The organism is Amycolatopsis sp. NPDC058340, assembly GCF_042723975.1.
In the GTDB taxonomy this organism is placed as follows: Bacteria; Actinomycetota; Actinomycetes; order Mycobacteriales; family Pseudonocardiaceae; genus Amycolatopsis.
In genome coordinates, this window is sequence record NZ_JBHXIB010000019.1 from 130,417 (window position 1) to 143,926 (window position 13,510).

Consider the following 13,510-nt stretch of genomic DNA (forward strand, 5'->3'; position numbering starts at 1 on the left):
TACCCGCGGGATCCGATAGCCGGATCAACACAGCGTGGTCCGCTCCGCCCGCGAAGACGCTAGGAGACCCAAACGGGTGAGTCAAGTCCAGACGCGAAGGGTAGTCGCGTATGGCCGTGACCTGCTGACACGAGGCGGCCGGACCAGGAAAGTCCACCACGTGGGACAGGGCACCCGGCCAAGTGACCGACCAGTAGGTCACCTGGCGGTTTAGCGCAGGCAGCGGCTTGATCGACACTCTTCGGACTCGATCAAGTCACCCCTCGCGGGCTCCTCGTCCCGACGGAAAAGCCGACGAAAACTACTCGCCGTGACGTCGCTCACGCTTTCGGACCAGGGCTCCACATACCGTTCGGTTTGCGAACGACATCGCCGCGGAGGAACGCCGTCGTCACACCCTTCGCGCCACGGAATCGAGAATTGCCGGCGCTTATCACCGAGGAATCGGCGAAATGATCTTCCCTGGCGCGGCCGAGTTCGTCGTCGAGGAGCTCCTCGACCCGCCCGGACGCGTCCCGCAGCATCCGGACACCCGCCCAGCACAGGGTCGCCACCCCGCAGATGAGGATCGCGACGAGAACCGTCTCCACCGGGTACCGGGAGCCGAATTCGTTGAGCAGAAAACCGGAGGCGACACCGAACACGGCGACGACGACATAGGCGAACGACACGATCCCCTCCTTCTCCAGGCGCCGTGGCCCGCGCCATCGCCGGTGAGACGGGCGGCGCGGGTTTCCCTTACGCCACAGGGGAAGGATCTATGTCACACTCGCGGCGAGAGCGAATGTCGAGCCTAACAGCGAATTCGCGAAGAATCCCCGGATCTCCCCCGCCGGGGCGAGGCGATCACCTATTTGCCACCCATTTCCGAATGCGGTTCACCATTTTCGCCACCGCCAGTGTCATCTCGTTCAGCTTCGAAGCTCCCGAAGCGTCGTGACGGCGCGGAGCACCTCGCCGTAGGTGGTGTACAGCGGCGCGAGCCCGAACCTCAGCACGTTGGGCGGGCGGAAGTCCCCGATCACCCCGCGGTCGATCAAGGCCGCCATCGTCTTGGCCGCGTCGTCGTCGAGCACCGAGATCTGGTGCCCGCGGTCCCGGCCGCGCGGGGTCGGGATCGTCGCGCCGTCGAGGAGCTCGTCCGCACACCGGAAGAAGAAGTCGCCGAGCGCGAGGCCCTTCTCCCGCAGCGGTCCGCGATCGACGCCGTCCCAGACGTCGAGGGCTGCGTCGAGCGCGAGCAGCGAAAGGATGTCGGGTGTGCCCGCGCGGCCGCGCGCGATACCCGCGTGCGCCTCGTACGCGCCCCGCATCGCGAACGGGTCGCGGTCGCCTGCCCAGCCCACCAGCGGCTGCTCGAACCGGTCCAGCCATTTCGCCGCCACGTAAAGGAAAGCGGGCGAGCCGGGGCCACCGTTGAGGAACTTGTAAGTGCAGCCGACGGCGAGATCCACGCCCGCCGCGTCCAGCTCGACGGGCAGCGCGCCGACGCTGTGGCAGAGGTCCCAGAGCGCCAGCGCCCCGGCACGGTGCAGAGCCGCGGTCAGCGCGGGCATGTCGTGGGCGCGCCCGGTGACGTAGTCGACGTGGTTGATCAGCGCGACGGCCGTCCGCTCGCCCACCTGGGCCGGCATGTCCTCGGCGGCGACCCGGCGCACCGTGCGCCCGGTCAGCCGGGCGGCCTCGTCGGCGATGTAACCGTCGGTCGGGAAGGTGTCGGCGTCGACGAGGATCTCGTCGCGGCCGGGCCGGAGCCGGGTGGCGGCGACCAGCGCCTTGAAGAGGTTCACACTCGTCGAATCCGCCACGACGACCTGACCCGGCGCGGCGCCCACCAGCGGCGCGATCCGCTCGCCGACCCGCACCGGCGCCTCCCACCAGCCTTCCGACCAGGACCGGATGAGCCGGCCGCCCCATTGCTCGCGGACGACCGCGGCGACGCGTTCTGCCACATGCTTCGGCGGGGCGCCCAGCGAATTGCCGTCGAAATAGGCGACGGAAGCGTCGAGGTCGAATTCGTTTCGCTTGTGCGCCAAGGGATCGGCCGCGTCCAGCGCCGCGGCCTCCGCTACGAGGTCAGTCACGGCCACCATCGTCGGCGAGAGTGTTCGAGAAGTCCATGACTGACGCGGTGAAAACGGAAAAGGTGGACATTTCGCGTAGCGCAACCGTGGCCGCGATTCTCTATCCAGCACTGCCGACAGCCCTTACAGTGTGCCTGATCAGGCAGCATCGAGGAGGCCAGCGTTGACCACCCAGCCGACCGTCGCCGAGCAGATCGAAGGCCAGACCATCCCCGCCCTGCTTCACCGCAACGCCCAGGAGTTCGGTGACCTGCCGGCGGTGACGTCACTCGACATCGAGGGCAAGCCGACCCTGACCTGGGCCGAATTCCGCACCGCCATCGCGGAGGTGTCCCGCGGGCTCGCCGGGCTCGGGCTCGGCGTCCGCGACCGGATGCTGATCATGGCGCCGAGCAGTCCCGAACACCTGATCGCCGATCTCGCCGCCGCCCATCTCGGCGCGATCCCGTGCACCGCGTACGCGACGCTCAGCCCGGAGCAGATCGGCTTCGTCGCCCGGCACAGCGCTGCCGGCGTCGTCGTCCTCGCCGGTGCCGACGAACTCGCCCGCTGGTCCCAGGTGCTCGACGACCTGCCCGCCCTGAGGCACGTCGTCCTGCTCGACGCGTCCGTGATCCCTCCGGACGACAAGCGTTTCCTGTCCTTCGCCGATCTCCGCGCGGCGGGCGCCGAAGCCCATGCGGCCGACCCGGAGGCGTTCGAGACGGCGTGGTCCGCGATCACCCCGGACGACCCGCTGTCGATGATCTACACCTCCGGCACCACCGGCGACCCCAAGGGTGTCGTGCTGTCGCACCGCAACGCGATCTATCAGGCCGTCGCCGTCCAGAAACTGCACGACTCCCCGATGCACGCCACGAACATCGCGTATCTGCCGCTCGCGCATATCGCCGAACGGGAGCTGTCGATCTACATGCCGATCGTGTGGGCCGGGCACGTGCACACCGTCGGCGACCCGACGGGTGTCGTCGGCGCGCTGGGCCAAGTGCACCCGAAGAGCTTCTTCGGTGTCCCGCGCGTGTGGGAAAAGATGGTGGCGGGCCTGAAGAACCTGCTCGGCTCGCTGCCGGAGGAGAAGCGGAACGGTCTTCTCGGCGCGAACGAACTGCTGCAGCAGGGCTACAAACTGCGCAGTGACGGCAAGGAGGTGCCACCGGAGCTGGCGGAGAAGATCGCGCAGACCGACGCGGCCGCGCTCGCGCCGGTGCGGGCGATGCTGGGCCTCGACCAGATCGAGGTCGCCTCCAGCGGCGCCGCCGCGCTTCCGGTGGAGATCCTGTACTTCATCGCCGGGCTGGGCGTCGAGATCCAGGAGGTCTGGGGGCTGTCCGAGACCACCGGCGCGGTCACGTCCAACACGCCGTCGGCGTTCAAGGCGGGCTCGGTCGGCCGTCCGCTGGAAGGTATCGAGGTGAAGGTCGCCGAAGACGGCGAACTCCTCGTCCGCGGCGCGATCGTGTTCCTCGGCTACCTGCAGGCGGACGGCTCGATCAAACCGGACGTCGACGCCGACGGCTGGCTCGCCACCGGCGACATCGGGACGATCGACGAACGCGGTTTCGTCACGATCACCGACCGCAAGAAGGAACTGATCATCACCTCGAGCGGCAAGAACATCGCGCCGACGAAGATCGAAGGACTGCTCAAGGAACACCCGCTGATCGGGCAGGCCGTCGCGATCGGCGAGAAACGGCCGTACGTCACGGCGCTGATCGTCGTCGACGACGAGATCGCGCCGGGCTGGGCGACCGCGAACGGCATCCAGCTCGCCGAGGGCGAATCGCTCGCCGACAACGCGGAGGTCCGCGCGGAGATCGAGAAGGCCGTCGAGGCGGCGAACGCGCGGCTGGCCAGGATCGAGCAGATCAAGCGGTATCACGTGATCCCCAAGGCGTGGACACCGGAAACCGGCGAAGTCACGCCGACTTTGAAGCTGAAACGGCGGATCATCAACGACCGGTACGCGCCGACCATCGCGGACCTGTACGCGGCCGCCCCCGAACCCGCCCCGGCCGCCGGCTCCTGACGCACGGAACCCGGATCACGCGTGATTGGAGCCGTAACTCGTGTGTCTGGAGCCGTAACTCACGAGTTCCGGCTTCAATCACGCGAGTTACGGCTTCGAGCGCGGGACGAAAGGAGTCGCGACCGGTCGGCGACCGCTGCTAACTTGCCGCCGTGGATCTCTTTTCCCGATCTTGGGCGGCGCTGCTCGCCGCCGTCGCCGAAACCCCCGACGAAGACTTCGGCAAGCCGTCCGGTTGCGCCGGCTGGCTGGTGCGGGATCTGGTGTGTCACCTGGTGATCGACGCCCAGGACGTGCTGATCACGCTCGCCACCCCCGCCGACACGGAACCGACGCGCGACGAGGTCACCTACTGGGAGGTCTCCGAGAAGCCGCCCACCGGTGAGGACGACCTCGACGCGCTGATCGTGCGGCTCGCCGCCGCGTACCAGGAACCGCGGCTGCTCAAGTTCCACCTCGACGACGTCGGTTCCGCCGCGGGCCGGGCCGCCGGCCTCGCCGACCCGGCGGCCAGGGTCGCCACCCGCGACATCGTCCTGACGGCGGGCGACTTCCTCTCCGCGTACGTCCTGGAGTGGACGCTGCACCACCTCGACCTGGTCGCGCATCTCCCGCATCTCGACGGCCCCGCCGCCGACGCGCTCGCCGAGACACGGCGGATCATGGAGCGGCGCATCGGGGAGACGTTCCCGGCGTCGTTCTCCGACACCGACGCGCTGCTGGTCGGCACCGGCCGCCGTCAGCCGACCGGCGCCGAGAAGGCCGCACTCGGCGACCTGGCCGCGAAACTCCCTTTCGTGATCGGCTGAACCGGACGACACGCGTGATCGGATGGACGACTCACGTGATCGGACGGACGGCACGCCCGATCACGCGTGTCGTCCACCTGATCACGCGTGTCGTCCGTCTGATCACGTGAGTCAGGCGGTCCGGGTCGACTCCGTCCACTTGCGCAGCCGGGGTGGCACACGCTTTTCGAGGCCGTAGTTCTCCAGGTGCGCGCTGAAGACCTCGTCGAAGGCGCGCTGCACGGTCTCGGTGTCCCACACCGGCCGTTCGAGGATGGGCTGCTTGAGGAACGGCTGGCCCATGACGTGCAGCTGCGGCCCGTTGCAGCGGATCATCTGCCCGGTGATCCCGTCGGATCCGGAGCCGAGCAGGAACAGCACGACCGGCGCGATCCGCGACGGCGTCCGGTCCGGCGGGCAGGCCCGCAGCGACCGTTCGGATTTCCACACCATCCGGGTGTGCGCGAGCGGGCAGACCGCGTTCACCCGGATCCCGCTCTCCTCCAGGTCCAGCGCCCAGGAGTAGGTCAGTGAAGCGACCGCGCCCTTGCTGGCGGCGTACACGCCGAGCTTGCGCTGCCCGAGCGACGCCCCGGACGAGATGTTGACGATCGAGCCGGGGGTGCCCCGCGAAACCATCGCCTTGATCGCGGCGAGCCCGGTGTACATGACGCCGAGGACGTTCACCTCGACCAGTTCCCTGGCCTGCTCGACGTCGTCCTCCCACGGCAGCGCCTCGTAGTTGAGGCCCGCGTTGTTGACCAGTCCGTCGATCGCGCCGAACTCCGCGAGGCAGAGGTCGACGATCTCCTGCGCCTGCTTCGGATCGGCGACACTGTGCCCGCTGGCGACCGCCCTGCCGCCGAACCGGCGGATGTTCTCCGTCGTCCGTTCGGCCAATCCGGCGTCGATGTCGTTGACCACGACGGCCCCGCCCGCCCTCGCGACGTGCACCGCGAACGCCTCACCGAGGCCCCGTCCCGCCCCGGTCACGACGACGGCCTTGTCATCGAGCAAACCGTTCATCGCCTTCACCCCTTTGACCCAGCCGGCCTCCACCTCCAGGCCGGTCTCTACTCAGTGTTGGCCCATTCGGCCCAGCCGGAACGACGGCGGCGGCGAACGGCGGCCCGGCTGCGCCGAGCGAGGGCAAGGCGATCGGCGCGCAGATACCCGCGGGCGAGTCAGGCCGGCGTCACCCACCGGTCAGACGGCGTAGCCCGATCGGCCCAACAGGCGAAGGATCGGGGCGTCTTCTGTTCGTCTCCCTGTAGCCGGAGGCATACTGAACGTTGTCCGGCGGGACGGCAACTGTGACTCCCTCGCTGACCACGTAACACGGCAGGCAAGAATGCGAGGGAAGTAAGTTCACCCGATCGGGGGGAGGTGGTCACGCAGTGAAGATGAACGCGGCGCCGCGGATGACCGCCGCCCTGGCGAACCGCGAGTTCCGCGCACTCTGGCTCGCCGAGGTGCAGTCCCTCATCGGGGACCAGCTCACCATCGTCGCGCTGGCGATCCTCGTCTACGACCGGACAGGCTCCGCGTTGCTCTCCGCGGTGGTCTACTCCCTGACCTTCCTGCCCGCGCTGGCCGGCGGTCTCGGCCTCTCCCAGCTGGCCGACCGCTACCCGCGACGCACCGTCCTCGTCGTCTCGTCCCTGATCCAGGGCGTGCTGATCGCGATCATGGCGATCCCGGGCACCCCGCTCGCCGTGTTGTGCGGGCTGGTGGTGCTGGCGCGGCTCGTGAACGCGCCAGGCAACGCGGCGCAGAACGCGCTCACCCGCGAGGTGTTCACCGACGACGACCTCTATCTCAAGAGCCAGGACATCCGGGGCATCTCGACCAACACCGCGATGCTGCTCGGCCTGGCGGGCGGCGGCCTGCTGGTATCGCAGGTCGGGGTGAGCTGGGCGCTGGCGCTGGACGCCGCGACGTTCCTGCTGAGCGCGGCAGTGGTCCGCTTCTCCGTCTCCCGGCGGGCGGCGGCGTCCGACGGCAACGGCAGCTGGTTCGGCGCGGTGAAGCAGGTCTTCGGCAACCGTCACCTGCGCGTGCTGATCTGGTTCTCGTGGCTGGTCGGTCTCGCCGTCATCCCCGAAGGCCTGGCCGCGCCGCTCGCCGCGGAGATGGGCGTGGGGAAACAGGCCGTCGGCTGGCTGCTGGCCGCCGATCCGCTGGGGTTCGTGATCGGGGCGTTCCTGCTGTCCAGGTTCGTCTCGGCGGAACAACGGCGGAAGCTGCTCGGCGTGCTGGCGGCACTACCGATGGTCGCCCTGATCGCCTTCGCGCTCCAGCCGGGGCTGATTCCGGCGTTGCTCCTGTTGGCGGCGGCGGGTGCCGCGGGGGCGTACCTGATCACGGTGAGCGCCACGTTCATCACCTGGGTCCCGAACGAACTACGGGGCGGTGCGGGTGGGGTGTACCGCACGGGATTGCGGGTGGCTCAAGGAATAGGGGCGGGACTCGGCGGGCTCGCCGCCGAGCGGCTCGGGTCGGCGACCTCGGCCATCGCGCTGGCAGGCGTGGTCGGCCTGCTGCTGGCCGTACTGGTCGCGCTCAGCTGGGGGCATATCAACGGATCCAGCCCGGAACCGTTGCTGTCATGAGGAATCCACACGGGACACTGCTTCCACGCTCGGACCTTCGACACCTCGGTGAAAAGAAACGACTCTCGATCAGAAGTCACGGCTCGACACTGTCCGACACCTCCCGGCCTCCTCGTTGCTGCGAACTAATACCTTGTCCGGGCTCAGAAGTCACGACTGGACACTATCCGTCACCCCTTCCGCGACGCGTCTCGAAAAACATTCAGCCGCCAAGATCAGAAATCACGGGACACGATTGCCACCTCCGGTCCGTGTTCGCGGGCACCCTTGCCGCTGTCGGACAACTGTTGCGATGGGATGATACCGGCCGTGGAATACGAACGGTGTATCAGTCGGTACCGGTGAGATTACTCAGCCGTGCCGTCCGGGCGGAAAAGAGGTAGCAATTGCCAGCCGAGACCGGCGACCGTCGCCAGCACGGTGACGGCACCGGCGACCTTGACGACGCAACGGCGACGGCCGCCGCGGACAGCGGTGTACCGGTGACCGAACGCGGGCGGGCAAGCCCGGAAGGTGACCAGGCCGGCCCTCCGGAGCGCCATCCCTACGATCCCAGGGCGTGGGCGCTGTGGCAGCGGCCGAAGCGGTTCATCGTGTTCCTTTTCGCGATGGAGGTCATCGGAATCGCGATCATGGTCGTCGCGACGATGAATTCGACGAATCCGGGAAGAATCGACTGGGTTCGTTTCGCCATTCTCGCCGTCGGCGCCACGGCGCATATTCAGCTCACTCAGCGACAGGAGGAAAGGCGCCGCGATCGAAGCCGTACCGTCCTGATCGACCTCACCGCGGTATGGACATTTCCGGCCGCGGTCATCCTGCCGCTTTCGCTGACGCTTTCCATCATCGCGATCGTCCGGATCCAGCATTGGTTCATCGCCCGGCGGCCCGCGCACAACTTCGTGTTCTCGTCGGTCACCCACGGCGTTTCGGTGACACTGGCGTCGCTCACCTTCGCCGCGTTCGGACCGCATGAATGGGGTCGGATTTCCGGCTGGGACACCCTCGGCGAGTTCGGTGTCCTGATCGTCACCGGGATGGTCTTCGAAGCGGTGCAGATCGCCTACATCGGCGGCATCCTCGCGATCGGCTCGCCGAAGCGGCCGCCGATGTCCACCGTGCTCGGCAACGCGGCGGACAACCTGCTGGAGGCCATCACGATCGGCCTCGGCGCGGTCACCGCGGTGCTGCTGTTGATCATGCCACCGATGGTGATCGTGATGGCCGTGGTGACGGTGGTGTTCAATCGCCTCGCCGAGATCGACCAACTGCAAAACGACGCGCGCACGGACCCGAAAACCGGTGTTCTCAACATGCGCGGATGGTCGGAGTCGGCCGAACGGGCACTCGGAAGGACTGCCCGATCGGACGACAACCTGGCACTCCTGATGATTGATCTCGACCACTTCAAGTGGATTAACGACACATATGGACACCCGGCGGGCGACGACGTCCTCCGTGATGTGGCGCGGAAATTGGACGAGGTCACCCGGCCCGCCGACGTCATCGGCCGGTTCGGCGGCGAGGAATTCCTCGTACTCCTGCCGGATATCGACGAAACGGCGGCCAAACTCGCCGCCGAACGAGTGCGCAGCGCTATCGCCGAACTGCATATAGTGACTACCGACAAAAGGGGCAGCCGGGTGACCATCTCGGGTCGTACTACCTCGATCGGGGCGGCACTGTTCCCTCGTCACGGTGAATCACTGGAGGAACTCCTGCACTCGTCCGACGCCGCCGTCTACGTGGCCAAGGAGAACGGCCGGAACCAGGTGCGCTTCGCCCAGGACGTCGACCGGCCCGCTCCCCCGCCCGCCGTCGAGGGCTGAAAGCGTCCTTCACCGCGTCACATGCGACGAAAGGAGCCTTCACCGCGTCGCATGCGGTGAAAGCGTCCTTCAGCCCCAGGTCACCCTTCCGGGCGAAACCCGGGGGTTATCCGGATGTCGGCCTTGATCGGCGGATGGCACCCTTGACGCCATGCCAGCGACAGCCGACGCCGCCGCTCGTCCTGCCCGGATCCGGCGGCCATGGTCGACTTCGGGCTGGTTACTGCTGGTCACCGTGCTGGTGTTCGGTTTCGGGCTGATCGCGTCACGGCCCGCATCGCCGCCGGACCAGGGACCACCGACGGGTGACATCCTCGCCGCGCAGAACGCGGTCGACGCGCTGGTGCGGCCGGGCCCGGTCGAGAACGCGATCGCCGAACTGCCCGCCGACTTCACCGCGGTCAGCGGGATCACCCCTGGAGTGATGACCGCGCGGGACGGCACCATGCGCGCCGTCCACACCGACGGCGGATGCTCGGCGCCCTGGGGCGACGACAACACCAAATGGGACTACGCGGTCCCCTGCAAGGCCCATGACCTGGGCTACGACATCCTCCGCTACGCCGAGCGCAAGGGGCATCCGCTCGGCCAGGAGGCGAGGGCCTCGCTCGACGACCGGCTCTCCGCCGACATGCACAACGCCTGCGTCCTCAACCCGATGGACTCGCGCGGCACCTGCGACGTCGTCGCCTCCCTCTACACCGCCGGACTCGTGCTCAACTCCTGGCATCAGCGCTGGGGGCCGCCGGTCGGCGACCCGCTCGGCCCGATGATCGCCGGCGTGCTGGTGATCGGCGCGCTGCTGGTGTTCCGCCTCCGCGGCTGGGTCCGCACCCGCCGGACCGCCGTCACGCTCCCCCGCGAACCGCGGCCGGTCGTCCCGGTCGGCCGATGGGCGTTGCTCGGGGTCGCCGGGGTCGTGCTCATGATGCTCGGCGAATCCGCCGTCGCGCTCGCGCACTGGGCGGGGGCGCCGGAGCGGTCGTTGTGGCCGTTCACCTGGCTGGCCCAGCTCTGCCCGCTCATCTTCTTCTCGGTCGGCCGGATCAACGAAGCAGGCTGGCGGTCGATCCGCGCGAGCGGCGGCCGCTACCCGCAGTACCTCGCCGACCGGGCGAGCCCGCTGCTGCGCCCGGCGCTGATCTTCGCCGTGGTCGCGCTGGTCGTCCCCCTCGCGCTGGAGGTGCTGGGGATCCCGACGGGCACGAACGCCACGGTCATGCGGATCGCGCTTCACCCGCTGTGGCTGCTCGGCGTCTTCCTGCTGACCGTCGTCCTCGCACCGGCGCTGCTGGCGCTCTATCACCGGACTCGGGCCGCATCCGTCGCCGGGCTGCTGGCCCTGACCTTGGCGAGCGAAGTGGCCGCGCAGTGGTCCGGCTCGGCCGTCCCTCGCTACGCGGAGACACTGTTCCTCGCCCTGTTCGTCCAGCAGCTGGCGTTCGCCCACGCCTCCGGTGCCCGCCTGCCGCGCGGCGTCCTCGTGGCGACTGCGTTCACCGGCGCCGCCGGGCTCGGCCTCACGGTCGTCGTCCGCGGCGAAGGACCGATGCTGCTCGGCGGTCCCGGCGCCCCGGCCGCGTTGTCGGGTCCGCCGTGGGGTGTGCTCCTGCTCGGCCTGGTGCAGCTCGCGCTCCTCGGCCTGCTCGCCCGGCCGCTGGCCCGCCTCGGCGGACGTCCGGCGATCGCCGCGGCCGCGCGTCTCGTCCTGCGCGCCCCGATGAGCCTGTACCTCGGCTTCCTGTCCGCGATGCTGCTGCTCGTGGCGGTCGTCTACCTGCCGGGGCCGTTCGTGGACGGGCTCAGCTGGCTGGCTCGCCCGAGGGTGTTGCTCGCGCTTGCCCTGCTGGCCGTGCCGGCCGTGCTCGTCTTCTGGTGGTTCGAACGCCATTCGGGACCGCAACAGCGGACGGTCGACGAACCGGGCCTGCGCGCCATGGTGTTCTGCCGCGCGGCGGCGACGGTCGGGATGGCGTACGCGATGCTCGGCGTGTTCGGGTTCGCGCTGACCCGGTTCGGCGGTGCCTCCGCCGACGCCGACCTGCTCGGGATCCGCTTCGGGCCGGTTCAGAGCCTGGTCAACCTGCTGCTCGGGGTGTACCTGCTGCACACCGTGCGCACCGGCACGAGCCGGATGACCGGGACCTGGCTGGTCTGCGCGGTCGCCTGCGCGCCGCCCTTGATGACCGCTCTCGAAGGCGAGCGAGTGAGCGCCGCTTCCGTCGCGCTTCCGGTCGCGACGATCGTCGTCGCGATGCTCGCGGCGGCCGCCACCCTGGTCCCCGCCCGCGCCGCCCGGCGTGTCCTTCCCTGAACCGCACGGCGCTGACCAGGCGATTTCCGTACCCTTGAGAGGAAACCGGTGGTGCGTGCCACATCTTCGGGGGGATGTGTAATCCTGCGACAACCCGCAACAGGCACCATGCGTCCCTTGAAGAGACCGTCGAACCGGTAACGAACAGAAGGAGCAGACCGCGTGGAGTACCCGCCTCGGAATGGGCATGGGGATCGACGTCCCGCCCGGCCTAGGCAGGACGCGCCCGGACGCGTTCCTTCCCGCCCGGCCCCGCCTCGTGGTGCCCGCCCGGCGCCTGCCCGGCAGTCCGCGGGTCAGCCGCCCCGGCGCCCGGCCCCGCGACGCAAGTCGTTCCGCGGCCCCAAGATCGCCCTCGGCCTCGTGTCGCTGCTGGTGATGGGCCTGACCGGCTACGCGTGGGCCGCGATGGACGGCCTGACCTTCGCGAACGTCGGTATCGGCGCGGACGAAGGCGAGAAACCCGCCGACGGCGCCCGGGACATCCTGCTCGTCGGCCTCGACAGCCGCACGGACGCGCAGGGCAACCCGCTGTCGAAGGAAGTGCTGGCCCAGCTGCGCGCCGGGCAGGCCGACGGCGAACTGAACACCGACTCGCTGATCTTCGTGCACATCCCGAACGACGGCTCCAAGGCCGTCGCGATCTCGCTCCCGCGTGACTCCTACGTCGACATCCCCGGCGGCTACGGCAAGCACAAGATCAACTCCGCCTACGCCCGCGCGATGCTCGACGAGCGCAAGAAGCTGCAGGAAGACGGCGTCTCCGACCCGAAGGAACTCGACCAGAAGGCCAACGAGGCCGGCGCGAAGACCCTGATCAAAACGGTCGAGCAGCTGACCGGATCGACCATCGACAACTACGCCGCCATCAACCTGCTGGGCTTCAGCGAGATCACGCAGGCCATCGGCGGGGTCGACGTCTGCCTCAACAACGACGTCAACGACCAGTTCTCCGGCGCGAAGTTCACCAAGGGCCCGCACACCATCTCCGGGGTCGAGGCGCTCGGCTTCGTCCGGCAGCGGCACGGGCTGCCGCGCGGCGACCTCGACCGGGTCGTCCGGCAGCAGGTGTTCATGGCCGGGATGGCGCGGAAGGTGCTGTCGGCGGGCACGCTCGCGAACCCGGGCAAGCTCAACGACCTGATCACGGCCATCAAGAAGTCGGTCGTGCTCAACCAGAACTGGGACGTCTTCGGGTTCGCGCAGCAGATGAAGAGCCTGACCGGCGGTCAGCTCGAATTCCGGACGATCCCGATCGTCAACATCGAGTACAAGACCCCGAACGACGGCGTCGCCATCCAGGTCGACCCGAAGCAGGTCAAGAGCTTCGTCCAGGGGCTCGCGGGCCCGCAGCCCGGCGAACAGCAGCAGGCGCCGCCCGCCGAATCGCCCAACAAGGCGACCACGGTCGACGTCCGCAACTCCACGAACCGCGACGGGCTGGCCTCGTCGGTGCTGAAGACGCTCGTCGACAAGGGCTTCACCGCGGGCGACACGGCCACCGCGAGCGCGCGCAAGAAGACGGTGGTCTGGGTCGCCAAGGGTGAGAAGGCGGCGGGCCAGGCGGTCGCCGACGCGCTCGGCGGCAGCCCGACCGTCCAAGAGGACAAGAGTGTCGAGGCCGGGCACGTGATGGTCTTCCTCGGTTCGGACTTCAAGGCGCCGAGCGGGGCCGAAGGCTCGGGTTCGTCGCAGAACGCCGCGGGTTCGTCGGCCGCCGCGCCGCCGCCCGAGCAGTCCGACGAGAAGCCGATCACCGCCGAAGGCGTGCCCTGCGTCAACTGACGCCGCGCGGCTCCTCCTGGCACCGGGCCCAGGTGTCGCGAAAGCCACTTTCGCGACGTTGAAGGTTGCGAA

At 68.8% G+C, this 13,510-nt stretch carries 10 protein-coding genes; 6 read left to right on the forward strand and 4 right to left on the reverse strand.

Going from position 1 to position 13,510, the window contains the following annotated elements:
- Positions 1–320 precede the first annotated feature (320 nt).
- On the reverse strand, positions 321–671 hold the full coding sequence (locus ACFWIW_RS22235) for a hypothetical protein (RefSeq protein ID WP_378370174.1): 351 nt from the start codon (positions 669–671) through the stop codon (positions 321–323).
- A gap of 240 nt (positions 672–911) precedes the next feature.
- Positions 912–2,093 carry a kynureninase gene (locus tag ACFWIW_RS22240; RefSeq protein ID WP_378370175.1) on the reverse strand — a complete coding sequence of 394 codons (1,182 nt, stop codon included), beginning with the start codon at positions 2,091–2,093 and terminating at the stop codon, positions 912–914.
- Positions 2,094–2,247: 154 nt separating this feature from the next.
- Here ACFWIW_RS22240 and ACFWIW_RS22245 point away from each other — a divergent pair, with 154 nt between their 5' ends.
- Together ACFWIW_RS22245 and ACFWIW_RS22250 are read left to right on the forward strand one after the other, a co-directional pair.
- Complete coding sequence (locus tag ACFWIW_RS22245) at positions 2,248–4,110, forward strand: AMP-dependent synthetase/ligase (RefSeq protein ID WP_378370176.1); 1,863 nt, start codon at positions 2,248–2,250, stop codon at positions 4,108–4,110.
- 152 nt (positions 4,111–4,262) lie between these two features.
- Entirely contained in the window at positions 4,263–4,919 is a 657-nt protein-coding gene (locus ACFWIW_RS22250; protein WP_378370177.1) for a maleylpyruvate isomerase N-terminal domain-containing protein, read from the forward strand.
- A gap of 111 nt (positions 4,920–5,030) precedes the next feature.
- Here ACFWIW_RS22250 and ACFWIW_RS22255 read toward each other — a convergent pair whose 3' ends face one another.
- On the reverse strand, positions 5,031–5,924 hold the full coding sequence (locus ACFWIW_RS22255) for an SDR family NAD(P)-dependent oxidoreductase (RefSeq protein WP_378370178.1): 894 nt from the start codon (positions 5,922–5,924) through the stop codon (positions 5,031–5,033).
- A 371-nt stretch (positions 5,925–6,295) separates the two neighbouring features.
- Between ACFWIW_RS22255 and ACFWIW_RS22260 the strand changes: the two genes are divergently transcribed.
- Positions 6,296–7,510 carry an MFS transporter gene (locus ACFWIW_RS22260; protein WP_378370179.1) on the forward strand — a complete coding sequence of 405 codons (1,215 nt, stop codon included), beginning with the start codon at positions 6,296–6,298 and terminating at the stop codon, positions 7,508–7,510.
- A gap of 347 nt (positions 7,511–7,857) precedes the next feature.
- Here the strand turns inward: ACFWIW_RS22260 and ACFWIW_RS22265 are convergent, their stop codons facing one another.
- Positions 7,858–8,052, reverse strand: coding sequence for a hypothetical protein (locus ACFWIW_RS22265; RefSeq protein WP_378370180.1), 195 nt, complete (start codon positions 8,050–8,052; stop codon positions 7,858–7,860).
- Positions 8,053–8,118: 66 nt separating this feature from the next.
- On the opposite strand from ACFWIW_RS22265, the gene ACFWIW_RS22270 reads away from it, so the two are divergent.
- From ACFWIW_RS22270 to ACFWIW_RS22280, 3 genes are all read left to right on the forward strand, one after another.
- Entirely contained in the window at positions 8,119–9,339 is a 1,221-nt protein-coding gene (locus tag ACFWIW_RS22270; protein ID WP_378370181.1) for a GGDEF domain-containing protein, read from the forward strand.
- A gap of 151 nt (positions 9,340–9,490) precedes the next feature.
- Complete coding sequence (locus ACFWIW_RS22275; RefSeq protein WP_378370182.1) at positions 9,491–11,653, forward strand: phospholipase A2; 2,163 nt, start codon at positions 9,491–9,493, stop codon at positions 11,651–11,653.
- Between the two features lie 378 nt (positions 11,654–12,031).
- Positions 12,032–13,438 carry an LCP family protein gene (locus tag ACFWIW_RS22280; RefSeq protein ID WP_378370190.1) on the forward strand — a complete coding sequence of 469 codons (1,407 nt, stop codon included), beginning with the start codon at positions 12,032–12,034 and terminating at the stop codon, positions 13,436–13,438.
- Positions 13,439–13,510: the final 72 nt, after the last annotated feature.

What these genes read in the sequence shown, in the direction of transcription:
- ACFWIW_RS22240 (WP_378370175.1), bottom strand. Translation starts at nt 2,093, where the DNA reads ATGGTGGCCGTGACTGACCTCGTAGCGGAGGCCGCGGCGCTGGACGCG.
- ACFWIW_RS22255 (WP_378370178.1), bottom strand. Translation starts at nt 5,924, where the DNA reads ATGAACGGTTTGCTCGATGACAAGGCCGTCGTCGTGACCGGGGCGGGA.
- ACFWIW_RS22265 (WP_378370180.1), bottom strand. Translation starts at nt 8,052, where the DNA reads ATGGCGCTCCGGAGGGCCGGCCTGGTCACCTTCCGGGCTTGCCCGCCC.
- ACFWIW_RS22270 (WP_378370181.1), top strand. Translation starts at nt 8,119, where the DNA reads ATGGAGGTCATCGGAATCGCGATCATGGTCGTCGCGACGATGAATTCG.
- ACFWIW_RS22275 (WP_378370182.1), top strand. Translation starts at nt 9,491, where the DNA reads ATGCCAGCGACAGCCGACGCCGCCGCTCGTCCTGCCCGGATCCGGCGG.
- ACFWIW_RS22280 (WP_378370190.1), top strand. Translation starts at nt 12,032, where the DNA reads ATGGGCCTGACCGGCTACGCGTGGGCCGCGATGGACGGCCTGACCTTC.